The organism is Taibaiella soli, from assembly GCF_003236175.1.
Taxonomy (GTDB): Bacteria; Bacteroidota; Bacteroidia; order Chitinophagales; family Chitinophagaceae; genus QKTW01.
Window position 1 is genome coordinate 193,049 of sequence record NZ_QKTW01000003.1, and the last position, 23,622, is coordinate 216,670.

19 protein-coding genes and 1 other RNA gene are annotated in these 23,622 nt (G+C 44.0%); 9 read left to right on the top strand and 11 right to left on the bottom strand.

Annotated features, from left to right (window positions below; translation table 11 throughout):
• Positions 1-51 precede the first annotated feature (51 nt).
• Complete coding sequence (locus tag DN068_RS02665; RefSeq protein ID WP_110997506.1) at positions 52-1,242, top strand: C1 family peptidase; 1,191 nt, start codon at positions 52-54, stop codon at positions 1,240-1,242.
• A 408-nt stretch (positions 1,243-1,650) separates the two neighbouring features.
• On the top strand, positions 1,651-2,718 hold the full coding sequence (locus DN068_RS02670; protein WP_110997338.1) for a S1C family serine protease: 1,068 nt from the start codon (positions 1,651-1,653) through the stop codon (positions 2,716-2,718).
• A 255-nt stretch (positions 2,719-2,973) separates the two neighbouring features.
• Here the strand turns inward: DN068_RS02670 and DN068_RS02675 are convergent, their stop codons facing one another.
• The 7 genes from DN068_RS02675 to DN068_RS02705 form a co-directional block, all read right to left on the bottom strand.
• Positions 2,974-5,313 (bottom strand): T9SS type A sorting domain-containing protein, encoded by a 2,340-nt coding sequence (locus tag DN068_RS02675; RefSeq protein WP_110997339.1) that lies wholly within the window; start codon positions 5,311-5,313, stop codon positions 2,974-2,976.
• 203 nt (positions 5,314-5,516) lie between these two features.
• Complete coding sequence (locus tag DN068_RS02680; RefSeq protein WP_110997340.1) at positions 5,517-5,858, bottom strand: MmcQ/YjbR family DNA-binding protein; 342 nt, start codon at positions 5,856-5,858, stop codon at positions 5,517-5,519.
• 50 nt (positions 5,859-5,908) lie between these two features.
• On the bottom strand, positions 5,909-6,565 hold the full coding sequence (locus DN068_RS02685; protein WP_110997341.1) for a hypothetical protein: 657 nt from the start codon (positions 6,563-6,565) through the stop codon (positions 5,909-5,911).
• A gap of 267 nt (positions 6,566-6,832) precedes the next feature.
• On the bottom strand, positions 6,833-9,076 hold the full coding sequence (locus DN068_RS02690; RefSeq protein ID WP_110997342.1) for a TonB-dependent receptor: 2,244 nt from the start codon (positions 9,074-9,076) through the stop codon (positions 6,833-6,835).
• Positions 9,076-9,423 carry a heavy-metal-associated domain-containing protein gene (locus DN068_RS02695; RefSeq protein WP_207798837.1) on the bottom strand — a complete coding sequence of 116 codons (348 nt, stop codon included), beginning with the start codon at positions 9,421-9,423 and terminating at the stop codon, positions 9,076-9,078. The genes DN068_RS02690 and DN068_RS02695 overlap by 1 nt, the downstream gene beginning before the upstream one ends.
• A 100-nt stretch (positions 9,424-9,523) precedes the next feature.
• Positions 9,524-9,937 (bottom strand): HYC_CC_PP family protein, encoded by a 414-nt coding sequence (locus DN068_RS02700; protein WP_123985211.1) that lies wholly within the window; start codon positions 9,935-9,937, stop codon positions 9,524-9,526.
• Positions 9,938-10,122: 185 nt separating this feature from the next.
• Entirely contained in the window at positions 10,123-10,725 is a 603-nt protein-coding gene (locus DN068_RS02705) for an SGNH/GDSL hydrolase family protein (protein WP_207798838.1), read from the bottom strand.
• A gap of 210 nt (positions 10,726-10,935) precedes the next feature.
• Between DN068_RS02705 and DN068_RS02710 the strand changes: the two genes are divergently transcribed.
• Positions 10,936-12,159: an OmpA family protein gene (locus DN068_RS02710; RefSeq protein WP_110997344.1), complete on the top strand. Its 1,224-nt coding sequence runs from the start codon at positions 10,936-10,938 to the stop codon at positions 12,157-12,159.
• Positions 12,160-12,276: 117 nt separating this feature from the next.
• Positions 12,277-12,747 (top strand): hypothetical protein, encoded by a 471-nt coding sequence (locus DN068_RS02715; RefSeq protein WP_110997345.1) that lies wholly within the window; start codon positions 12,277-12,279, stop codon positions 12,745-12,747.
• A gap of 167 nt (positions 12,748-12,914) precedes the next feature.
• Here the strand turns inward: DN068_RS02715 and DN068_RS02720 are convergent, their stop codons facing one another.
• The gene (locus tag DN068_RS02720) at positions 12,915-14,288 is read right to left on the bottom strand and encodes an NAD-dependent succinate-semialdehyde dehydrogenase (protein ID WP_110997346.1); all 1,374 of its coding nucleotides are present in this window, start codon (positions 14,286-14,288) and stop codon (positions 12,915-12,917) included.
• Between the two features lie 181 nt (positions 14,289-14,469).
• Between DN068_RS02720 and DN068_RS02725 the strand changes: the two genes are divergently transcribed.
• The 5 genes from DN068_RS02725 to fsa all read left to right on the top strand — a co-directional run bounded on the left by DN068_RS02725 (position 14,470) and on the right by fsa (position 18,222).
• A complete protein-coding gene (locus DN068_RS02725) occupies positions 14,470-15,873 on the top strand; it encodes a phosphoglucomutase/phosphomannomutase family protein (RefSeq protein WP_110997347.1) in 1,404 nt (467 codons plus the stop codon).
• An 80-nt stretch (positions 15,874-15,953) separates the two neighbouring features.
• Complete coding sequence (locus DN068_RS02730) at positions 15,954-16,658, top strand: hypothetical protein (RefSeq protein ID WP_110997348.1); 705 nt, start codon at positions 15,954-15,956, stop codon at positions 16,656-16,658.
• 339 nt (positions 16,659-16,997) lie between these two features.
• Positions 16,998-17,096: signal recognition particle sRNA small type (gene ffs, locus DN068_RS02735), an RNA gene on the top strand.
• A gap of 68 nt (positions 17,097-17,164) precedes the next feature.
• Positions 17,165-17,542: a four helix bundle protein gene (locus DN068_RS02740; protein ID WP_110997349.1), complete on the top strand. Its 378-nt coding sequence runs from the start codon at positions 17,165-17,167 to the stop codon at positions 17,540-17,542.
• A 26-nt stretch (positions 17,543-17,568) separates the two neighbouring features.
• Positions 17,569-18,222: a fructose-6-phosphate aldolase gene (fsa, locus tag DN068_RS02745; RefSeq protein WP_110997350.1), complete on the top strand. Its 654-nt coding sequence runs from the start codon at positions 17,569-17,571 to the stop codon at positions 18,220-18,222.
• Between the two features lie 288 nt (positions 18,223-18,510).
• Here fsa and DN068_RS02750 read toward each other — a convergent pair whose 3' ends face one another.
• The 3 genes from DN068_RS02750 to DN068_RS02760 form a co-directional block, all read right to left on the bottom strand.
• A complete protein-coding gene (locus tag DN068_RS02750) occupies positions 18,511-20,631 on the bottom strand; it encodes a prolyl oligopeptidase family serine peptidase (protein WP_110997351.1) in 2,121 nt (706 codons plus the stop codon).
• Positions 20,632-20,833: 202 nt separating this feature from the next.
• Positions 20,834-21,763, bottom strand: coding sequence for an alpha/beta hydrolase (locus tag DN068_RS02755; RefSeq protein ID WP_110997352.1), 930 nt, complete (start codon positions 21,761-21,763; stop codon positions 20,834-20,836).
• 196 nt (positions 21,764-21,959) lie between these two features.
• Positions 21,960-23,240 carry an asparagine synthetase B gene (locus tag DN068_RS02760; RefSeq protein ID WP_110997353.1) on the bottom strand — a complete coding sequence of 427 codons (1,281 nt, stop codon included), beginning with the start codon at positions 23,238-23,240 and terminating at the stop codon, positions 21,960-21,962.
• Positions 23,241-23,622: the final 382 nt, after the last annotated feature.

Here is a 23,622-nt window from a genome sequence, read left to right on the forward strand (position 1 = left end):
CGCAACAACTTCGTACCTTGGGCGCTTCCAATTCAAATTTTGATCTCGGTAATGAAAAAATTAATGCTGCTCATGGCTGCGGCTCTGCCACTTCTGGCAACTGCGCAGGATGACCTGGTTAAAAAACTGGACAACAACAAAAGTGACAGTGCAAAAAAAGCGTTCACCTTTACAAAAGTTATTGATCTCGGTACTACCTCTGTAAAAAATCAGGCAAGCTCAGGTACTTGCTGGAGCTACTCAACCAACTCATTCGTAGAAAGCGAAATGATCCGCATGGGCAAAACGCCGGTGCAGCTTTCGCAGATTTTCACAGCGCATTGTGTGTACAAAGACAAAGCTGTTTCTTATGTACGCATGCACGGTGATTTCTCCTGGGGCGACGGTGGCGAATGTCATGATGTAATCAACATGTACCAGAAATACGGTGCAATGCCGCAGGAAGTGTACACTGGTCTGAACTACGGTACTTCTAAAAATAAATTCGGTGAAATGCAGGCGGTGCTGAAAGGTATGCTGGATGCAATCGTAAAAAATCCGAACGGCAAACTGACTTCTAGCTGGAACAAAGCATTCAACGCGGTATTGGATGCATATCTCGGTCCAATTCCTGAAACATTTACCTGGAAAGGAAAAGAATATACGCCACGTACGTTCGCTGATCAGGTAGTAGGTATCAATCCTGCTGATTATGTAGAGATCTCTTCTTTCACGGATATGCCTTACTACAAAAAATCACTGCTGATGGTTCAGGACAACTGGGCGATGCAAAAAGTGTACAACGTGAAAATGGATGATATTACTACTATCATCGACAACGCGCTGAAAAACGGTTACACGGTTGCATGGGCTACTGACGTGAGTGAAAAATATTTCAGCTGGAAAAATGGTGTAGCATTCGTTCCTGAAAAAGATTGGGAAGATATGGAAGAAGCAGATCAGAAAGCACTCTTCAATGGTCCTAAAACAGAACGTAAAATCACGCCTGAAATGCGTCAGAAGGCGTTTGAAAACTACGAAACAACTGACGATCACGGTATGCACATTGTAGGTATGGCTAAAGACCAGACCGGCAAAGAATACTACATCGTGAAAAACTCATGGGGTGAAAAGAATGACTATAAAGGTTATATCTACGTGAGCAAGGCTTATGTACAATACAAAACCACTGCGTTCCTCCTGCACAAAAATGCAATCCCTTCTAACCTGCGTTCTAAAATGAACATCGAGGTGAACGGGTAATTAGAAATTCAAAATTCAAAAGTCAAAAGTCAAAACCTCAATGTGGGTGTAGACTATATAAAGAGAGATGAGTTGCAACGCAGCTCGTCTCTTTTTTTGCTGCCAAACTAAGAGCCTTGAAATTGAACTCAATTTTAATTGTGTCATTGGCAAGAGGGAACTCGCGCGATGAGTGTCCCACACCATCCGGGTTGTCCCGAGGTACGACGTCGGGAACTGATTTCGCGCAGGGGTGTATTTTTTTGTTTTCGCGGGCGGCAAAACGGCACAGCTATTTGCGTCGTGTTATTCATCATCCATTCACATGCGTGATAGTGAAATCAGTGACCAGTATTTTTACCGATTGTAAACTCGATAAAATGAATTTCTTTTGCATTTGATTTTCATAAACACATAATTAAAAACTCAATGAAGAAGATTCTATTAGCGGCACTTTTGCTTTTAACGACCCTAAATTTATTTGCGCAGGAAAAACAAGAAACTAAAGAGAAGAAGAATTATTCCATTATCCATTTTACAACCGCGAGACAAAAGGACAAGTTTAGTAGAATTATTTTTATCAACGATCAGATGGTTGGCACAATAGGCCCGCATGAAGATCTGAAATGTAAAATTTATTCAGAAGGCCGTCTGACGATCACTGTTGTTTTTGATGGGGTACCTCCATCCCGTACCATCAAACCACTTGATGTAAAGGCCGGTGAAAAATATTATTTCTCGTTTCCTGGATTTAAACCACTAGAGCAGGAAAAAGGAAAGGAGTTATTGGAAGATGTGACAAACACTGTTACATTCGAAGAGGATAAAGCAAAACCTGTCGGTAAACTTCCAGAAGGTATGACTGCTGACAGCGATGGCCCGAAACAAGGCACTTGTTTCGCCATCAGCAAACAAGGTTATCTGCTCACTAACTACCACGTAGTAAAAGGTGCGAAGAAAGTACAGGTAAAAGGTATCGGTAATGATTTTTCTACTTCTTACGGTGTAGATGTTGTTTCTTTTGATGCAGACCTGGATCTGGCGGTGTTGAAACTGAAAAATCAAAACGTTGCGTTGGGTGAAATACCTTATCAGATCAGTACTTCGGTAGCGGAACAAGGTTCTAAATCTTTTGCACTTGGTTTCCCGCTGACTACATCAATGGGTGAAGAAGTAAAACTGACAGAAGGTATCATCAGTGCAAAAAGCGGTTATAAAGGCACCAATTCTCAATATCAATTCTCTGCAGCAGTACAACCGGGTAACAGCGGCAGTCCATTGTTTGATGAAAACGGAAACGTAATTGGTATTGTAGATGCAAAACTGCAGGGCGCAGAAGGTGCAGGTTATGCGGTGAAATCGCCGTACATCAACACGTTCCTGAGCATGGTAGAAGGTTTGCAGCTTGCGAAACCAGCAACCTCTATGACTGCATTGTCGCTGTCTGATAAAGTAGCTAAACTCAAAAATTACACGTTCATTGTAACAACTGAATAGAGCTTTATTTCGTGAATAAAAGAAACGGTCCGCATATGCTGTGCGGACCGTTTTTGTTTTCCCTGTAGGTTGTTATCAGGAAGGTAGCACTCGTCCGCTATGACCTGGATTCACAGGGGTTGAGTTTGAATGGTTTAAACTAGTACGTACTATTTGCCCGACTAGTACGTACTATTTAAGCAACTAGTACGTACTAGTTGGGTAACTCTTCAGTACAAGTTGTTCAACTCTTCCGTATAAGTTTGAAGACCTGCATTATTCATCGCGATTCACTACTATTTTCACTGTTTTCCTTTCACCAGTATCTGTTTTCAGTTGCAATAAGTAAACACCCGCCGGTAACGATGAAATGTTTAGTTGATTATTGCCTGCAGAAAGCGTTGATGTCTGCAATAACTGACCTGTTAACGAGGTGATGCAGACCTTTACGCTTTCTTTCAGTCCACTAATGAATAATTGTTCGTGAGCGGGATTCGGATAGATGGAAATATTGTTCAAAAGACTGTTATTATTGATACCCGTATTAGACGGTGGCGTTGGCGGCGTTGCGGATGTGGTGTCTGGTATTTTTACGCTATCACATTTTTCGTCTATGCCACAAGCAGTAAAGATTTTCAGGCATACATTATACGTGCCCGGCGCTGCATAGGTATGTGTAGGGTTCATCGCATTGCTGTTTTGTCCATCGCCGAAATGCCATACAACACTATCCGGTTGCATATTGTAGCCGGCAGTGCAGGTGATGCTGCTATTCGCGGTGTCAACAGTAATAATAGTATTTGCTAATGGCGTAGGAAGTGTGTCTGTTTCGTAGCATCCCATATCCACCGTATTGTGCAGAATGCGGTTGTTGCCTTCAATATCTGTCAGCATATCGGATGGAATAAGCGCATTGCTGCCGGAATTGAGTCCCGGAGAGCTGCAGCCCAGGCGGAGATTCCCAGTTGCCGTATCCAGAAACCGCGGATACCCACTGACGTTGCCGCCCATATTCGTACCATAATCCAGTTGTCCATTCGGATAAGGAACCGGCCAAACGTTTTGGTCCAGATTGATGAGTGAATTTTTAGTGTAAATATTGGCCGTCACAAACGAGCCGTTTTTGGTAATGGCTAAAGATTTGCAAATATTGAAAGCAGGGTTCAGATTACCGCGATTATACCAGATAATGCTGTTATTGATCGTCGCAATTGCATGTGCCGGACCCGAGCCTGATGAGTTGCCGGCCACGTTATTGAACAACCCGTAATTATAGGGCCACTGCCGGGCGGAATCATCGTACAGCGTAGTATTATTCATGAAGGTATAGATGTCGCTTCCTTCTAGCGCTTCCACATCTACAAGTATACCCTTGCCACTGTTGTACAACAGGCAATTATTAATGGTTGTGGTATCAATGCTTCCGGAGCGCGACCAGATGGCAAGCCCGCCTGAATAAAAACCTTCGTTATGGTGTATCGTTACCCGGTCAAACAAGTTTTTGGAATGAACGGCGTTGTTGTTCTCATATATTGGTGCGAAGCCGCCGGTATTACTGTCAATGGTGCAATTGACAAGGCTCATTGTTGATTGTGCAGGTTTAAAGTATAGTGTCGTAATGACCCCGCCGCCTTGCGAACTCACGATGTTCTGCGTGAATCTGCAATTTTCAAACGACTGTTTCAGAATAGCAGTGTGTGTATTCGGATCGTACAGATCATAAAGTGAAGACAGCGAAACCGCGCCGGTATTCCCTTTGTTATGATCGAACGTACAATTTTTTACCGTAAGGGTGCCATTATTATCGACATTGGCAGCTAAGCTGATAGCGCCACCTCCGCCTGACTGAGCAAGATTGTTCCGAAAGATACAGCTGTCGAAATAGGCGGTATTAGCACCTTTTACCAGATAGGACAGCGCAAGGAATCCACCTCCGCCTGATGCGTTGCCGCCGGACAGCGAAGTCCCTGCAATATTTCCTTCGAATAAGGTATTTGTGACATGGCTATTTGCATGACCATAGGTTGCAAAATCAACCATGCCGCCGCCGCCCATGTCGGCGTAATTATTTCGGATAATACAATTGCTGATCTGCGGGCTCGATTTCACCGTCGGCTGACTGGTGGCCCAGTTGCGGATGCCCCCGCCCAGATTATTCCAGTTAGCCAGATTGTCGGCATAACCGCCTTCAATGATGAATCCATCCAGTATGGTTGTACTATCCGCATTCATGAACTGAACTACGTGATAGCAGTTGTCTGTAGAATCTGTCAGCGAGCCGATATTGCCGGAAAGAATGGTTGGATTGGCTGCAATATTTCGCTGACTGATGGATGTTTCGGTACCCGCAAATCCACCATAAACCTTTATTTGGCTGTTGATGAAAAACGAAGAATCGCGGACATTGGTGTTTACTTTATAGGTACCTGCTGCTACCCACAATTGCCATGACGATAAAAAGAAGCGCATCATGGGGGCAAGCTGAGTGCCGGGTTTAGCATTGGTCCAGGAGCTGCCATCCATAGTGCCGGCTCCGTTCTGGGTAAAATACATTTGTGCCTGCGTGGGGGTAACAAGGGTAAGGGCTATACAGAAAGCGAGTATAATTGTCTTCATGACATCTATAGACTACCTGCTTGCAAATAAAGTTGGGGAAATTGGGCAAGCGTAAAACGTCAAAAACCAACCGTGAAACATCAAAAGCCAAACATCAAATGTGAAACATTACGTTTCAAATGTGAAACATCAAATTTTAGGTGTGAAACATCAAATGTTAATGTGGTAATTGTCGGAAAAAAATCACGGCTGATATCAGCGATTTAGAGTCCAAGTTCTCCGCGAAGTTTCTTTGTCAGCTTTTGTTTCACCATTTCGTATGACTGGTTGATGTAATGTTCCCATTCTTTCGGTTTGAGTTTATTGCGCTGCATAACCGTTACCCATTGCCGCTTTGCGAAATGTGCGGCCTGAACAATGCCTTCGCGGGATGTAAGCGCATCAAAATCTTCTTCCGGTACTTTAAATGAAGTAGGAGAATTATCCTCAAAGCCAGTAATGATATACATCTTCGCACCTACACAAAAGCAGAGATGATCCCATTTGATATCTTCAGTGGTTTGTTTCAGCGAAAGACAAAAATCGCGCATTGTGTCAGTGTCCATATTGTTGATGTTTTGAAAAATGTGAATTAAAATCGTTAGATAAAAGGGTTTTAGATTTCCGAGGATATAAGTATCCTGTCAATATCCTGGATGTTTAGGCCGTGTATTTCGTTTATCCATCGCAATCTTGATCCAAATATTTTCAGTTCCTTAGTTACCACATCCAACGCATGTTTCAAATCGGATAATTTTAATTGAAATTGTTTTTCACTTGGCGGAGGCGTAAAATGTTCTCCACTGTAATTGGTGTTGACAAAATCAAAATGAACCATTTCTCCAGTGACTGATATTTTGGGAGAAGGGTGGCCTGCGAAAAATGGGTGTTCAGCACCATTTATGATTTCGTACCACGCACCAATATTGGCTAAGTCGCCACAGCACTGAGGAAAGTATACATTGTCGCCATTCACCTGTAATATATATCCGCCAGTAAGTGCTAAAACCAGTGGTTCATCATCACCTTTTTGTTTTTCGATTTCTAGTTGAATTATTACCAGCAAATCTTCATCCTTTATCTCATCAATCTTATAAAACCGGGAGCCTTTTTGGTAGGGCGCTAACTTGTCAGAGAAGCCAGCTTTAATATTGAGAAGCCGATTGTATTCACTCCATTCATCCGGATATTCCCAAGACGGGCCTTTCCCTGGTGAAGGAATGGAGTCATCAGGTCTGAAAATTTCTATTACTGGTATTAATCGAACATTCATCGTTTGTGCAGTAATCTATTTAACTGGTAATACAGATTGTAAAGTTATTAAACTGTAAATCACTTTGAATTGGAGACAGAAAGATAGTTGCGTTGATTAAGCTGTAGCATTCCAATGTTCGGCAGCACAGTAGCAACTAGTTTAATCGAGCTACCGTCGAAACCACGGAGTGATCTGGTTTCGACTGCCCTTTTTTGCTTACTAAACGGAGACTGATCAAAGTGCAAATAGAAACGGTTGTCTCCAAGCAGAGACAACCGTTGTCTTTTACTTAATCTTATACCTCAATCCCACATACACATTTCGTCCCATCGCAGGTCCCCAGACCATTGACGCATCGAAGTTGTCGCCGTATGGATTGCTGGCGCCGAGAATCAGATCGTGCTGCATGTAATTCGTAAGGTTTTCACCGCCCACATAAATTTCCAGATTGTTGCGGAAGGTTTTGCTGATCTGCGCATTCATCTGAATATAGGATGGAGATTGTGTTTCAGCCATATCGTTGGCATGTTCTACCGATGGAATTCTTTTGGTTCCTACCCAGTTGAATGTATAATCAAACTTCCAGTCATTTTTAGTTTCGTAGCCAATGTTGATAAATGCACGATTCGCCGCTACCAGAGGTCTTTCTTTCAAAACACCATCGTAAGTTGTCTTTACATCGTACCAACGATAGGCGATGCGTACATCCAGCTTGCGGATTGGTTCATAATCCAGTTGCGCTTGAAAACTATGTGCGAACGATTGACCATCGAGATTGTAAAAACGAACCTGGTGCATGTTTTCTAAATCAGTCACCACCTGGTTTTGGAAGTATGTATAGTAGTAATCCACACTAAAAGCACCAGAGCGGTAGTTTAGTTTGAATTTCTGCGTTGCGTTTAATCCAAAATTCCAGGCCACTTCAGGATTCAGTCCATAGGCTTTATCCGGCTGCGGGTTTACAATGATGAACTGGCGATTGCTGGCCATATAACCGATACTCTCCGCGAAAATATTAGCCGTACGTTGCGCCCGTCCGGCAGATGCGCGGAACGAAGTGTTGGTAAACGGTGCGTAGCGAATGTGCAGTCTCGGCGTTACAAAGGTGCCATACATATTGTGGTAATCGGCACGAAGGCCTGCTACAACATTCCATTTGGTGAGGTGACTCCATGCATACTCAGCAAATACGCCCGGTACTACTTCATTGCGCGTATATTGATTGCTGACAAAGGTTTCATCATAGTTATCCAGCAGAAAACTAGCACCGCCTTTAATCACATGGTTCGTATTGCCGATGATGCTTTGATAAATCAGATTACTGTAAAAACTGCGTTCCGTTCCATCGTATTCGCGAGTCCCATATTGTGCGTCTTGCTGATGATATAGGCCTGAAAGCTGTAGTCCTACGCTTTTCCAGGGTTTGTCTGTCCAAACTTTCCCGATTTTCGCCCAGCCTTCCACACGATTGGTCTTTTGCTGAAAGCCCCATGGATTGCCTGGTACCTGTTCCATTCCTTTTTCATAGCCCCACTGACCGCCGCGGTTATCCATAAAGGAAGCTTTGACGCCGCCTTGTATTTCCAGTCCGTTTTTGCCCATGTAAAACCAACGGTTCAAAATGCCGAATTGATTGCCCAGCGGCTGATCCAGAAAACCATCATTGTTTTGGTCTACTTTTTCCCACTGCGATTTGGCATGCAGCATCAGATTGCTCGAAAGCTTATCATTGAATTTGTGATTATACACCAGATTTGCTTCCGTACGACCTTGTGTACTCTGGTATAGATTTAGCCAGGCTTTTTCTTCTTCAAAAGGTTTGTGCAATTCAACGTTGATCTGACCGGCAACAGTTTCATAGCCGTTTACCACACTGCCGGTTCCTTTGCTCAGCTGCATGCCTTCAATCCAGGTTCCCGGTGTGAACGTCAAACCCGTTACAGCTGCGAGTCCGCGTACTTCCGGAATATTCTCACGGGTAATGACGGTGTAAGGACCGGCAAGTCCCAGCATCTGAATCTGTTTATAACCGCTGATAGCATCAGTAAATGCAACATCTACCGAAGGCGTTGTTTCAAAGCTTTCGCTGAGATTACAACAGGCAGCTTTCAGCAATTCCCGTGCACCGATTTTTTCTGTTTTCATCGCACCCAGCATACCTATTTCTGTGCTTTTCATGCGGTCGCGAACCACTATTTCCTGTAAGCTGCGTGGTTGTGCCAATACGATTTCCAGCGGTGAACCTGAAATAGTAATCGTATCATTTTTAAATCCTGTATAAGAAATAACCAGTTGGCGCACGCTATCTGGAACGCTTAATTCAAAGTGGCCATCGGCAGCGGTTTGAGTGCCCGCGCTATTATTCATTGCGGCGATGACGGCACCGGCCAGTGGTGTCTTATTTTCTTTGCCCTGCTCATAAACGGTTCCTGTTACTTTTCGCCCTGCTTCCTGCGCAGAAGCATTGGGGGGCGAAAGCAACAGCAGCCCGCTCAGCAGAGCGGCTGATAAATAGATAAGACGCTGCATTAATGATTGCAGGTAGCAGTCTTATAAGCGCAGCATTTTGGAAGTTTGTTGTATTCTTCTTCGGTGGCTTTTACCTTGTCGTTGTCATAACCTGCGTGGGCGATATGTTTCGCTACATCATCCATTGAGGTTTTAGACGGACGGTAAGTTACGGTCAGCATATGTGTCTTTTCATCCCACACAGCTTCTTTTACACCGCCAATGTAAGCTGCATTTTCAATGCGTTTTTTACACATTTCGCAGTTGCCGTCCACGCGCATTTTTTCGGTGGAGATATCTTTTTGTTGCGCTTGCGCAATGGAAAATGAAGAAATTATAACGAGGAGAAAAACGATAAAACGTTTCATAATTGTTTACTTATTGAGCTGATGAATAAATGATTGAAAGTAGATGCGCCTGAATAAAGCGCACGTTGGGAAAGAGCCTTAAATCAGGCTTCAGCAATCATTATCCGTAATAAGTAAAGCGGGAGTGTAATTTATAAAGCGGAATATCTTGCCAGAGTCCGGGTGGGGCATTGGCACGGTGTGTAAATGCAATTTCTCGAATAGCAGGAACTTCCGGGTCGCCAAAAACGATTACCGGTTTGTCTGCCGGCAGGTGAATAGCTGCTGCATCAAGTTGCAGATTGATTGAGACGCTGTTTTGATCATGCGTCACCTTTGCATTGACCTGCTTGTCTTTGCAACATTTGTGTGAAACAACTTTCCCGTTGTCGTCGTCACATCCACCGCAAGGATTGGCTTTCAGGAACACATTCCACGATACCAGATTCTTACCGCAATAATGTGCATTCACCACCACGCCGGTTACAGCGAGCAGATAAAGGAACATTAATGGTATAACGAGGTAGCGTTTCATTCAATTCAAAACTACGAAATTACCCCCAACCCCTGAAGGGGAGTTACAGCGGGAGTAAATTCAACCAAAGTAAAAAAAGTAATGGCGTGCAAATTAACGAATTAACCAATTCGCTTATTACACGCCCGGAGGGTTTAACATTTTAAAATATTGAGCTGCCCGCGAAGAGAGTCCCCCTTCAGTGGCTAGGGGTTTAACGCCTTAGCAACCATAGGAGCCAAACGCTCAGCCCAAACGCCATATTCTTTTCCGGAAGGATGTAAACCATCTTCGGCGAGAAACTCAGGATTGGTGCCGTTTTTTCGCGTGCTGTCGGTGATATCCAGGTAATGGCATTTATGCGCCAGCGTAATGTTTTTGTTGGCAGCATTGTAAGCATCAATTTCTTTGGCTATTTGCGCACGGTCACGGCCTTCGGCAAACGGTGTTACGCCCCAATCCGGAATGGAGAGGACAAAAACATGCTGTGTATGACCGTTTGCGAACACAATTGCTTGATTGAGCAATTCGGTAAATTCTTTCTTGTAATTATCAAGGTCACGACCGCGGTACTGGTTATTGACACCAATCAGTAATGTCACAAACGAAAATGTTTCGTGCAGGGCATGTTCGCGGATGGATGCCGCGAGCTCGTCAGTTGTCCAGCCAGTTACTGCAATGATTACGGGTTCGGTTACTTCCGTCTTTTCCTTATGTAGCAATTGTACTAATTGATGCGGGAAGTTTTCTTCTTTCGGAACCAGTTCACCAATCGTATAAGAATCGCCGAGCGCCAGATATGTAAGCATAATCGTTTGTTTTTTGACTGCGATAAAAATAGCTTTTTTTAGTAAATGCCGGTATGTGGACAACTGGGGAAGTAGTTAGCAAGTTTTCCCTTATCGTGCTCTAGGGTGGGTTTCCGAGAATAGGGCATTAATAAATTCGGTAGTGAACGCTTTTTTGGCACGGCGATTGATTAAGGAAGAGAAAAATACTTTCTCAAAAACGAAACAAGTATGAAATCGCAATTGTTACAATCGATTGAAGCGCTTTTTACAAATGAGTCAATGTTGCAGATGTCTGAGCAGACGGGGGAGGCATTACCTGATCTGAAAAAAGCAATGGAGCATGTGACGTCGGCCATTTTACGCGGCTTTGCCTCGAAAACCAGTGAAGGGGACAGTGCCAGGACGCAATTGATGGACCTCGCAAGAAAAGCCAATGATAATAGCTGGTGGAAACACGTTCTCCATTGGTTTGACGACAGCAATAAGGCAGCACTCGGTACGGATATCCTCAAACATTTATTCGGCCACCAGAATATGGAGCGTCTCGCACAGAATATCGGCCATCAGAATAATATTACAACCGCGTCTGCAACCAAATTGCTGCAATGGGCGGCACCTCTTTGTCTGGGAATGCTCGGAAAACATGCAGCGGAAAATAATCTTGACGCCGGTTCATTTACTGCTAGTATCAACAGCCTGAATGCTGAAATTAATGCGGCACCGGCTTCACTTAATGTCGAGAGGGCTCTGGGGAAAAAGAATAAAGATGATGGTAATCGTTTGCTTTGGTTTGTTTTGGGCACTTTATTGCTCGTGGGAATTATTTTCTTTTGTACAAAAGGTTGTAAATATGAAGCAGCAACTAATACAACTGTTCCTGTAGTTGATTCCATTGCATCAGCTCCCACTCAACAACCACAAATGCCCGCTTTCAAGCTGGATGCTGATAGCACACTCCAGTACGTATTTGGAGATATAATAGGCAAAAAACTGCCGAATGGAACAGTAATGCATATTCCGAATAACAGTGCTGAGGCCCTCCTGCTTTCCAATATTCAGGATGTGCTGCGGAACGGTCTGGATACTACACCCGAAGGGATAAAAAATGGCTGGATTAACCTCTATAACGTACAGTTTACTAAAATGCTCACGTATAGAAAAGGCGCTGAAGAAGAGATCGGTAATATCGCAGCCATATTGAAAGCTTATCCAATGATAGCAATTAAGATTGGCGGCTATTCTGATGCTACCGGCACTGTGGCTGTCAATAAAAAATTGTCGCAGGAACGAGCGCAAAAAGTAGCGGCAGATCTCGGTAAGGCTGGCGTTGAAAGTCAAGTCTCTGGTACAGAAGGGTATGGCCCTGAGTTTCCGATTGGTGACAATCGGACTGCGGAGGGCAGAGCGCAAAACAAGAGGGTTTCTTGCCGCATTACAAGCATTATCAGATAGTTGGCATAATTCTTATGGTGGAAGCCAAAGGGAAACAATCATTTAAAGCAACGCCGGAAAATATGTTTTCAGATCGAAGCTTAATTTTCTAAATTACGTACAACAAAAACAAACACTATGCTCGAAGAAATCATGCAAATGATCAAACAACATGGACAGGACGCAGTAGTTAATAACGCTGATGTGCCAAATGAACATAACGAGGCCGTAATGAACGAAGCCGGCAGCTCTGTTATGTCAATGCTCCAAAATATGGTTCAAAACGGACAAACAAGTGAAGTAAATAATATGCTGCAGGATCCGAATCATCCGGCAGTGCAACAAATGCAAAGCAATTTTGCCGATAGTATCATGCAGAAATTTGGACTGAGCAGCGGAGCCGCGTCAAACGTGGCATCTAGTCTTATTCCGAATGTGCTGCAATCAGTGCTGGGAAAATTCCAGGGCGGTGGTTTTAATCTGTCGCAGATTACACAATCCCTTTCCGGTGCAGGTGGTCTCGGCAGTATCGCGGCTAAATTTGGCCTTGATAAAGATGGCGACGGTGATGTAGATCTGGATGACGCAAAGAAAATGTTTGGGTTTTAAGTTGACACGTCGGTACGTTCATGTGTTGATGTGTTGAAACGTTTCTGTATTTTAAAAGAAAGGCCGCTAACACCAGTGTTAGCGGCCTTTTCGTTATTGGGAGGATCAACTTTACTCAACCCTGGAAAATTACGAGCACTCACAATTGACCACTCACCGCTCACATCTTAATGAATAAACACACTCTTTATATTCATAAACTCACGGATACCAAATTCGCCGAGCTCACGGCCATAACCACTTTGTTTCACACCACCGAACGGCATGCGCATATCAGAGTGTACCTGCGCGTTTACATAACAGCTGCCGGCGTTCAATTCAGTTGCAGCAATCATTTCCGCACGTTTGCGATCTTTGGAGAATACTGCAGCACCGAGACCGTAGATGCTATCATTTGCCAGACGGATTGCGTCCTTTTCATCCTTCGCTTCGATAATTGCAGCAACCGGACCAAACATTTCTTCATCATAAGCCGGCATTCCTTTTTTTACATTAGTCAGCACGCTTGGCGGATAATACGCGCCGTCGCCTTCCGGAATAAAGCCACCGCAAAGCAGTTTAGCCCCCTTCGCAATGCTTGCTTCGACTTGTTTATGTAACTCATCACGGAGATCTACGCGCGCCATTGGTCCAATTCTGCTTGAGGTATCCATCGGATTGCCGTAGGTCGAAGCTTTCATTTGTTCCGTCATACGTTTTTCAAATTCTTTGCGCAGCGATTTTACCACGATAAAACGTTTAGCCGCAACGCAGCTCTGGCCGCTATTTACGAGTCTGCCTTCTACACAAACTTTCGCTGCGAGATCCAGATCTGCATCATCCAGAATTACATAAGGATCGCTGCCGCCCAGTTCCAGCACCAGTTTCTTCAGGTGGCTGCCAGCCGCGGATGCTACTTTACTGCCTGCATGCGTGCTGCCCGTCAGTGTCACGGCAGCAATTGCCGGATGACCGATCAATGCTTCGATGCGGGAAGATGGCAATAATAACGTCTGGAAAATGCCTTTCGGGGCACCAGCGTCTTTTACCACTTTCTCAATAGCTAAAGCACAGCCGCTTACATTGGATGCATGTTTCAGTAACATCGTATTACCACCCATCAGAATCGGTCCCATACAGCGGAGCACTTGCCAGTAAGGGAAATTCCAGGGCATGATAGCGAGCACTGTTCCCAGTGGCTGGAAGCTCACATAGCTTTTGCGGGCATCCGTTTCAATAACTTCGTTTGCCAGAAAATTGGCACCTTCTTTTGCGAAATAATCCAGTGTATTGGCACACTTTTCTACCTCGGCAATACTTTGCGCAATCGGCTTGCCCATTTCTGCTGTGGCCAGTTCGGCGAGATATTTTTTCTGTTTGCGGAGTTCTTTTGCGATATTTTTCAGAACAGTACCACGTTCACGAAAGGAAAGCTTGCGCCAGCTATCAAAAGTCTTGTGCGCGAGCGTTACTGCCTTTTCTACTTTTTGTTCGTCGAAGATGTCGTAAGAAGCGATAACAGAACCATTGGTGGGATTTATCGAAAGGAGTTTTTCAGACATGGCTTCAAATTTTTTGTAAAATTAAGAAAGTGAACGCTTAAAGAAATGTTACGAAATAGCAACTATCAACTATATCTCCATTTAATATTTCAATCTTATTTTTGCCACCTGCCGAAAAAATGCAATATTTTCGGCCCGCTATTAGTCAAAATCACAAAAACTATCAATAAAAAGACATTCCATGACCGCTGATAAAATCAAGTTTGGTACCGACGGCTGGCGCGCCATCATCGCGCAGGATTTTACTGTTTACAACGTAGCCCGCGTGAGCCAGGCTCTGGCTGATTGGTTGCTTGCCAGCAATAAAGAAGCAAAAGTGGTTGTAGGCCACGACTGCCGTTTTGGTGGTGAACTGTTTACCGAAATGGTAACAAAAGTACTTTGTGCCAACGGCATCAAAGTATATCTGGCAAAAGGGTTCATCTCTACGCCGATGATTTCATTGGGTGTATTGAAAATGAACGCACAGCAAGGTGTGGTGATTACCGCATCGCACAATCCGCCATCTTATAATGGTTATAAATTGAAAGGCGCACACGGTGGACCTTCCAGCCCGAAAGATATCGCGGCGGTAGAAGCTTTGATCAAAGATGAAGTGAAGATTCCTGCTGAAAACCTCGCTCACTGGGAAGAGAAAGGTTTGTTGGAATATGTGAATCTGGAAGATATGTACATCGAATATCTGAAAACAAAATTCAACTTCGATGAACTGAATAATTCTCCGTTCAAACTGGCTTACGATGCAATGTATGGTGCAGGTCAGAACGTAGTTCGCAGACTGTTGCCAGGCGCGGTTTTGCTGCATTGCGAAAATAATCCGGGTTTTAACGGACAAGCTCCGGAACCGCTGGATCGCAATTTGCAGGAATTATCCAAAACAATCCGCAATACCCCAGAACTGAAAATTGGTCTGGCAACGGATGGTGATGCAGATCGTATCGGTTTGTATGATGAAGACGGAAACTTCGTGGATGCGCACCATATCATTCTTTTGCTCGTACACTATTTGCATAAGTACAAAGGTATGACTGGTAAAGTAGCGATTGCATTTTCTGCTACTGACCGCGTAAAACGTATGGCTGAAAAATATGGCTTACCGGTAGAAGTAACACCGATCGGCTTTAAATACATCAGCGAAATCATGATTAATGAAGATGTGCTGGTTGGTGGCGAAGAAAGCGGCGGTATCGCGGTAAAAGGCCATATCCCCGAGCGTGACGGCATCTACGACGGTCTCGTGATTTATGAATTCATGACACAAACCGGCAAAACGCTGAAACAGCTCTGTGAAGAGGTTTATGAAGTGGTGGGCACTTTTGTTTACGATCGCAATGACCTCCATATCGCAAACGATAAAAAAGAAGCAATCATTAAGAAAGCGCTGGATAAAGGTTATACAGAGTTCGGTAAATACACGTTCAATACAATTGAAACAATTGACGGCGTGAAATACCATCTGGATAACGGTGGCTGGATTATGCTGCGTGCATCCGGAACGGAGCCTTTACTGCGCGTTTATGCTGAAGGAAACAGCAAAGAACAGACTGCAGACATCCTGGAAGATGTTTTAGCTACAATTTTATAACAATAAAATAAAATGTTTTATTTTAGAGCAGCGCCTTGCTGCTCTTTTTTTGTGCCCGAAAGTTGGTATTGTTTTTGCTTATGAAGAACAGTATGAAGTATTTCTGGTTAATGCTCCTCCTGTTATTGCCCGCTGTAGGGCAGTGCATCGACTTCCCGACGATTAAAACCAACGCAAAAAATATTAAGGAATTTGTACCTAAGAACTGGCGTGTGATGGAAACCGCCTGGGGCGATCTGAATCATGATAACAGAAAAGACATCGTAATGGTGCTGCAATGCACCGATCCTGAAAATAAAATGATGGCTGAAGACTCAAGCAGAGTGGATGCCAATCCGCGGATTCTGATGATTGCATTTAAGGATAGTGCAGCGAATGTTTATAATCTGGTGCTGCAAAGCAATACGTTCATTTTAACGCACGATCAGCCTGCAGCTGATGAGCCTTTTCAGGGAATGAGGATCAGTAATGATATGGTTCAGTTTAATTTTCATGTGTGGGCGAAAGACAGTGCACGTACTTGTAACTGCTCGTACAAATTTCGTTATCAAAACGCGCGCTTTGAATTGATCGGTTACGATGCCGTAGACATGAAACAGGTTTCTGGTGAAATGGAAAAAGTGAGTATCAATTTTGCTACAAAGAAAATGTCTGTTCAAAAAGTGAATATCGACGAGAAAGTAAAGCCAGAAGCAGAAGTACGCAGTTTTGACTGTCCTGCGCTGAAAGATCTTAGAACATTCATCCGTCCGTTTACGTGGACGTTTGAAGGGCAAGTTCTTTAAAATTCAAAATTCAAAATTCAAAACTTTCTCGCGGCGCTCTCGGCGGCACAACGATGTCCATGTTGGAGGGACGATTTCGAGTCGTCTGATTAGTGTTGTTTTTTTACGGGTTGTTGCTAGGGGGAGGAATGACGACGTCGCAATCCGATTTCGCGTTTGTGTTTATAAATTGGATTTGTTTAATAGCAGCACTGCAGATGCAACGTGCGACGCAACGGATGCTCCATAGCAGTACCAGTGCTGGTTGCATCGATTTTAAAAGTATTTTGAAATAAAAAATACAATAAACTTTTTCGAAAAGATTTGGTGTTATGAAAACGTTACTTACTTTTGCAGCCCTGGCAAGTCTTATACGGCCAGCTCCTACTGAATCCCCCAGGACAGGAATGTAGCAAGGGTAGGTGGTCGTAGCGGCGCGATGTGAGTAACTTGCCAGTTTTTTTTATTGGCGATTGGAGATTTTTGATTGGTGATTGACGTTTTTTGTGAAACAATTTTTTACGATAATGACGCCACAGGAATTAAGAGAAAGGCTAAAATCGTTTGCTTATAGAAGCGTGAGGGTTTGTGAGTCAATGCCCAATACCGTCACATCTCAGATTATCTCCAAACAATTACTAAGGTCCGCATTATCATCTGCTGCGAATTACAGAGCAGCGACCAGAGCGCAGTCTAAAAAGCAATTTCTTTCAAAACTCAATATCGCACTGGAAGAGATCGACGAATCATCTTTTTGGCTGGATGCAATCAAAGATTTAGAAATAATTCACGTAGATAAGCTTTCTTTGCTTTTGGAAGAGTCGGTAGAATTGACAAAAATTCTTTCGGCTACCAAAAATACAACGGTCAAAAACCTGAAAGCGGAATTTGCTAAACAATCATAAATCACAAATAACAAATCTCATATAGTATGAAGTTTTTTATCGATACTGCTAATCTCGATCAGATTAAAGAAGCACACGATTTAGGTATTCTGGATGGTGTAACGACCAATCCGTCACTGATGGCCAAAGAAGGCATTAAAGGACATGATGCGATCGTTGAGCATTACAAGAAAATATGCGAAATGGTGGACGGTCCGGTAAGTGCTGAAGTGTTTGGTACTACTTTCGAAGAAATCGTTGAAGAAGGTAAGAAACTGGCTGCTATTCATAAAAATATCGTGGTGAAAGTGCCAATGATCAAAGATGGTATCAAAGCGATCAAATGGTTTACGGACAACGATATCCAAACTAACTGTACGCTGGTATTTTCTGCCGGTCAGGCGATCCTGGCTGCTAAAGCTGGTGCTACTTACGTTTCTCCGTTCATCGGTCGTATCGACGATGGTAACTGGGATGGCGTTGCGTTGATCGAGCAGATCGTGAATATCTACAACGCTCAGGGTTATATGACAGAAGTTCTGGCTGCATCTATCCGCACTCCGCTGCACATCGTTAAATGTGCTGAAGCTGGTGCTGATGTTTGTACTTGTCCGCTGCCATCAATCCTCGGTCTGTTGAAACACCCGCTGACTGACCTCGGTCTGGCGCAGTTCCTGAAGGATGCTGAAACAATGAAATAAATTTTAACGTCAAAAGGCAAAAGTCAAAATTCAAAAACGTGGATTAGACTTTGCTGAAATAGAAAAGAGCAAATAGTGTTAGCTATTTGCTCTTTTTTTTGGGAGGTGATGCCCTTTCCCGATAGCGATCGGGACTCAGCGCGAGTAATTTGCTCAGCCCGAAATCAGATCCCTACGTCGTCGTTCCTCCTTCTCTGGATGACCCGCGTTTGGCGTTTGACGCGAGTGAACAATAATTCTGGTATTGACCATTCACCATTCACCATTGACGTTTCACTTTTGACTTAACTAGCGATTATAAGACAATCCCATATTCCACAGCATAAATGCCCATTTGTCGGCTTGTTCGTCAATGAGCATGGAAGTTGGTTTGCCAGCACCATGGCCCGCTTTGGTTTCAATGCGGATCAGCGTTGGATTAGTGCAACTTTGAGCAGCCTGCAATTCTGCCGCAAATTTGAATGAGTGTGCCGGAACCACACGATCATCATGATCGCCCGTCATAACCATTGTAGCAGGGTAGCAATCACCTTTTTTCACATTGTGTACCGGAGAATATTTGTAGAGATAATCAAACATCTCTTTGCTGTCATCGGCAGTGCCATAGTCGTAAGCCCAACCCGCGCCAGCAGTGAATTTATGATAGCGTAACATGTCTAATACACCAACGGCAGGGAAACAAACTTTGTACAGATCCGGGCGTTGCGTCATACACGCACCTACCAGCAGACCGCCGTTAGAGCCACCACTGATTGCCAGATAATCTTTGCTGGTGTAGTTTTCTTTAATCAGATATTCGCCTGCGGCAATAAAGTCATCAAATACATTTTGTTTGTTAGTCTTTGTGCCCGCATTATGCCATTTGTCGCCATACTCACCGCCACCGCGCAGATTTGCTACGGCATAGACGCCGCCGTTTTCCATAAACACCGTATTGCTTACGCTAAAAGAAGGTGTGAGGCTTATATTAAACCCACCATAACCATACAGCATCACCGGATTTTTACCATTGAGCTGCATGCCTTTTTTGTAAGTGATGATCATCGGAACCAGCGTGCCATCTTTTGACGGATAGAAAACTTGCTTGCTTTCAAATTCATCGCCGTTTATTTTCACGCCGGAAGTTTTGTACAGCGTAGTTTTTCCATCAGCGATATCGTATTTGAAAATGGTAGCCGGCGCCGTGTAAGATGTATAAGTATAGTACACTTCTTTTTCTTCACGCTTGCCGCTAAATCCGCTTGCTGCGCCCAATCCCGGGAGCTTTATTTCGGTTTCTTTTTTGCCTTCCAGGTTGTATTGGAACACTTGAGAAACGGCATCCTTGATATATTGTGCGAAGAATTTTTTACCACCTGTAGAAACGGTGAGTGGAAATTCTGTTTCAGGAATCAGGTTTTTCCAATGTTCCGGTGTTGGATTGTTTGCGTCTGTAACTACCAGTTTGCGGTTAGGTGCATTACGGTTGGTCGTCAGATACAGTTTGCCATTTTCGGCATAAACGACATCTTGTTCATTCTCGAAACCGGTTACGATTGGCACGATCGGTGCGTCTTTTTTAGAAAGGTCCTGAATGTAAAGCTCGTTGCCGTAAGTAGCATTAGCCGCGGAGATTACCAGGTATTTCTGATCTTCTGTAACGCCGCCACCGATATATCTGCGCGGTGTTTTTTCACCACCAAAGATTAATGCATCCTGCGATTGTTTGGTGCCGAGTTTATGGAAAAATAGTTTGTGCACTTGCGTTTTTTCAGAAAGCGCGCTGCCTTTTGGTTTGTCATAACTGCTATAATAGAAACCTTCGTTGCCGCGCCATGAAAGACCGCTGAACTTGATGTCCACCATAGTTTCGCCGATCTGCTTTTTGGTTTTGGTGTCCAGTATAAATACTTTTCTCCAATCGGAACCGGCTTCAGAAATCTGATAAGCGCAGAGTGAACCATCTTTTGAGAACTCAATGCCGGCTAGCGATGTGGTGCCGTCGGCAGAGAATTTGTTCGGATCTAAAAACACTTCTGGTGTGCTGTTGCCTTTCTGGCGATACAGTACGTATTGATTCTGCAGTCCGTCGTTTTTGTAGAAATAAGTGTAGTCACCTTCTTTAAACGGGGCAGTATATTTTTCGTAGTTCCAAAGTTCTGTAAGACGCTGTTTGATGACGTTGCGGAAAGGAATTTGCGACAGATATTTATCCGTCACTTCGTTTTCCGATTTTACCCAATCCTTGGTATCGTCAGCCATATCGTTTTCCAGCCAACGGTAAGGATCAGCCACTTTCTTGCCGAAAAACTCATCGGTCTGTGTTACTGTTTTCGTCGCCGGATAAGTACCTGTGAAGGCAGCCTTATTCTGAGCGTTTGCTGCTATTGTCATCATAAGTAATGGCGTACAGAGTGTGCGCAGTTTCATTTGCGGAATAAATTTCTTCTAAAATAATCATAACAAGCCAGACCCCCAACCCCTGAAGGGGAGTCTCAGCGCTAGGGCACTTCCCGCGAGGGGAAATCTCAACGCGACGAGGTTTCCCGCAAAGATGCATAAGAAGCAAAGTTGCAAAGGTTAAAAATACGAGGCAGGTGCTCGCGTTTGGAGTTCTCCTCCTTTGGAGGAGCTAGAGGAGGCTTTTGATAGTTTGATACCACAGATCCTTATATTGAATCAGATAATTATCATGGCCCGCTGCGGGAAAAGTTTGCAGTTGCTTTGTCCCCTGCAGGTTCTGGTAAATTTCATCAATCTCGGCACGACTTACTTTCTCGTCTTTTTCTCCGTAAAGTAATAACGTTGGGCAATGTACACTTTTGGCGTATGTAGTCGGATTATGCGCGAATGCATTGAAGCCATTCTCCATGCCGCCCCAGAATGTGAGCAACCCGGCCATTGGAAAAGCGGGAACATGCAGCATTTTAAAACGCGCCTTTACTGTTTGATAAGTACTGCCGAACGGACATTCAATAATAATTCTGGTTGGCGCAAGTGGACAATCGTGCAATGATTTGAGAATGGATGCTGCGCCCATTGAAGTGCCAAACAAGACAATGTTTTGTTCGCCTTTTTCATGAATATAATCATAGCAGGTTTTTACATTCTCTGCTTCTTTATAACCGATGGTTGTTTGATTGCCTTCGGACCCGCCGGAACCCATAAAGTCGGGCAGCAGCACGTTGTAATCCATTTGCTGAAACAAATAAGCTTTGTCGAGCATGCCTGCTTTACTGCTTCCATAGCCATGAAAAACAATTACGGTTCCTTTTGCATTTGCTGTCGGCAGCCACCAGCATTCCAGTTTTTTATTGCTCTGCAACGTGATCGTTTTAAAAGGCACTGATGGTTGCACTTTATTTACCGGTCGTGGTAGGTCAATTCCGAAGAACAGAATTTTGCATTTCTCCGAAAAAGAAATGGCTTCTTCTTTAGTTGTTTTTTTACGGATGTCAGTAGCGAAATGTGTGAACTTATAAGCGTGGAAGGCCGCTACTATGTTCATGATCACGAAAAGAACGGTAACAACAACTAATGAACGTTTGAAGAAGCGTGGCATGGTCGTTAATGGGTTAATTGGTTAAATCAGTCGTTATTTGTTTTGTGTAGTATCGTTGTGAGTACTCTTCGACTATGTTCAGAGTGACAAAGATGGCCCTCATTACGCGGGACATCTCCGACTGTCGATGTGACAATCGCGAGTGCAGGCTTTGAATGGTGGCTCGCGTTGAGACTCCCTTCAGGGATGGGGGCGTTTATGTCTTCCGTGGTTTTTTCTTCGCCGCAGGAAACAAAACATTATTTAAGATCAAACGATAGCCTGGCGACGTTGGATGTAACGAAAGATCAGTTGGCGGATCACCGATTGCGTGTTGATAGTCTTCCGGATCGTGACCGCCGTAGAATGTCCAGGTACCTTTGCCATATTCTCCATGAATATAACGGGCTTCGTTTGCCGCTTTATTATCGCCCATAACCAGCACACTTGTTTTGAGCACTTCCTTACGGAAAGAAGTTGTCTGGCCCATAAAACCTTTGATGGTAGTGGTATGGTCCTGACAAAGCATTGTTGGTACCGGATCGAATTTCGCAGAGAACGTGAACAGAGAGAAATAGTCACTTTCCATTGGTACGCGGCGGAAATTCGTATTGTCGATATTGGAAAATTCGTATTCGTAAGGGTTTTCCGATAGTTTAAAATCTTTAAAAGCGAAACATTGCGTGTAATCCAGCATCTGCTGTGCGTTGGGTGCAATCGGATCGCCGTCAAACGGCACATCGCAGATATCAGTGTTCTGTGCTGCTACCGCGATATCATAGCTATCCGTTGCGGAACACATTGCGAAGAGATAACCGCCACCGGCCACAAATCCTTGAATTTTCTTGGCTACGGCCAGTTTTAGCTGCGAAACCTTTTTATATCCGTGTTTGGCTGCCATGGCTTCCTGTGTGCGCACATCCTCCTGATACCAGGCCGTACCACGGTAAGCGCCCCAGAATTTTCCGTACTGCCCGGTAAAATCCTCGTGGTGCAAATGCAGCCAGTCGTAAGTAGCCAGTTTATTGTCTAATACTTCGTCGTCGTAAATTTTATCGTATGGTATTTCTGCGTAGGTTAAAACCATAGTTACCGCATCGTCCCAGGGCAGTTTGTTTGGCGGAGTGTAGACCGCTATTTTCGGTGCCTTCTCCAGTTTAATGACATCGCCATTGAAGTCTGGATTTGCAATTTCATTGAGAATACCACCATATTGCGCATCACTCATAACCTGATAATCTACGCCACGGAGCTTACACAGCCGTTCCATACTTTCGGTCTCGTCCATGCCGAAGCTACCGCCTTTATAATTCAGCAGCCAGTCTACTTCAACGCCTTGCTTCAGCGCTGCATAGGCTATACCGTATGCTTTTAGATGATTGGTCTGCGTTTCGGCATCCATCGGAATGAAAATCTTTGCTGCAAAAGCAGAAAAGCCTGCACAAAGGAACAGGGTGGTAAGGGCGAATAATTTAATATGTTGGAAGCGGAATTGCATGATCTTGTTGCTGATGGGAAATTACTAAAGAATTGACAGTTGACAATGGGCAATTGACATTGAACGAATGAGGATTGAAAATTTATGATTTTGTATTGTTTCCGGATGGCTTTGGATTGCTCGATTAACTCACGCCAAATGTGCCATTGGAACGCTAGAAGAGTCAATGCTGGGTCTAAAAGAGTCAACGTTGACTCTAAAAGAATGGACGTCGGGGTTAAAAGAGTCAACGTTGATGCGAAAAGAGTGGACATCGACTCTAAAAGACTCGACGCAGACACTAAAAGAGTCAAAGTTGATGCGAAAAGAGTGGACATCGACTCTAAAAGATTCGACGCAGACACTAAAAGAGTCCATGCCGATACTATAAGCATCAACGTCG

Excerpts from the sequence above, each read along its gene's own strand:
- DN068_RS02665 (WP_110997506.1), top strand. The coding sequence starts at position 52 with ATGAAAAAATTAATGCTGCTCATGGCTGCGGCTCTGCCACTTCTGGCA.
- DN068_RS02670 (WP_110997338.1), top strand. The coding sequence starts at position 1,651 with ATGAAGAAGATTCTATTAGCGGCACTTTTGCTTTTAACGACCCTAAAT.
- DN068_RS02675 (WP_110997339.1), bottom strand. The coding sequence starts at position 5,313 with ATGAAGACAATTATACTCGCTTTCTGTATAGCCCTTACCCTTGTTACC.
- DN068_RS02680 (WP_110997340.1), bottom strand. The coding sequence starts at position 5,858 with ATGGACACTGACACAATGCGCGATTTTTGTCTTTCGCTGAAACAAACC.
- DN068_RS02685 (WP_110997341.1), bottom strand. The coding sequence starts at position 6,565 with ATGAATGTTCGATTAATACCAGTAATAGAAATTTTCAGACCTGATGAC.
- DN068_RS02690 (WP_110997342.1), bottom strand. The coding sequence starts at position 9,076 with ATGCAGCGTCTTATCTATTTATCAGCCGCTCTGCTGAGCGGGCTGCTG.
- DN068_RS02695 (WP_207798837.1), bottom strand. The coding sequence starts at position 9,423 with ATGAAACGTTTTATCGTTTTTCTCCTCGTTATAATTTCTTCATTTTCC.
- DN068_RS02700 (WP_123985211.1), bottom strand. The coding sequence starts at position 9,937 with ATGAAACGCTACCTCGTTATACCATTAATGTTCCTTTATCTGCTCGCT.
- DN068_RS02705 (WP_207798838.1), bottom strand. The coding sequence starts at position 10,725 with ATGCTTACATATCTGGCGCTCGGCGATTCTTATACGATTGGTGAACTG.
- DN068_RS02710 (WP_110997344.1), top strand. The coding sequence starts at position 10,936 with ATGAAATCGCAATTGTTACAATCGATTGAAGCGCTTTTTACAAATGAG.
- DN068_RS02715 (WP_110997345.1), top strand. The coding sequence starts at position 12,277 with ATGCTCGAAGAAATCATGCAAATGATCAAACAACATGGACAGGACGCA.
- DN068_RS02720 (WP_110997346.1), bottom strand. The coding sequence starts at position 14,288 with ATGTCTGAAAAACTCCTTTCGATAAATCCCACCAATGGTTCTGTTATC.
- DN068_RS02725 (WP_110997347.1), top strand. The coding sequence starts at position 14,470 with ATGACCGCTGATAAAATCAAGTTTGGTACCGACGGCTGGCGCGCCATC.
- DN068_RS02730 (WP_110997348.1), top strand. The coding sequence starts at position 15,954 with ATGAAGAACAGTATGAAGTATTTCTGGTTAATGCTCCTCCTGTTATTG.
- DN068_RS02740 (WP_110997349.1), top strand. The coding sequence starts at position 17,165 with ATGACGCCACAGGAATTAAGAGAAAGGCTAAAATCGTTTGCTTATAGA.
- fsa (WP_110997350.1), top strand. The coding sequence starts at position 17,569 with ATGAAGTTTTTTATCGATACTGCTAATCTCGATCAGATTAAAGAAGCA.
- DN068_RS02750 (WP_110997351.1), bottom strand. The coding sequence starts at position 20,631 with ATGAAACTGCGCACACTCTGTACGCCATTACTTATGATGACAATAGCA.
- DN068_RS02755 (WP_110997352.1), bottom strand. The coding sequence starts at position 21,763 with ATGCCACGCTTCTTCAAACGTTCATTAGTTGTTGTTACCGTTCTTTTC.
- DN068_RS02760 (WP_110997353.1), bottom strand. The coding sequence starts at position 23,240 with ATGCAATTCCGCTTCCAACATATTAAATTATTCGCCCTTACCACCCTG.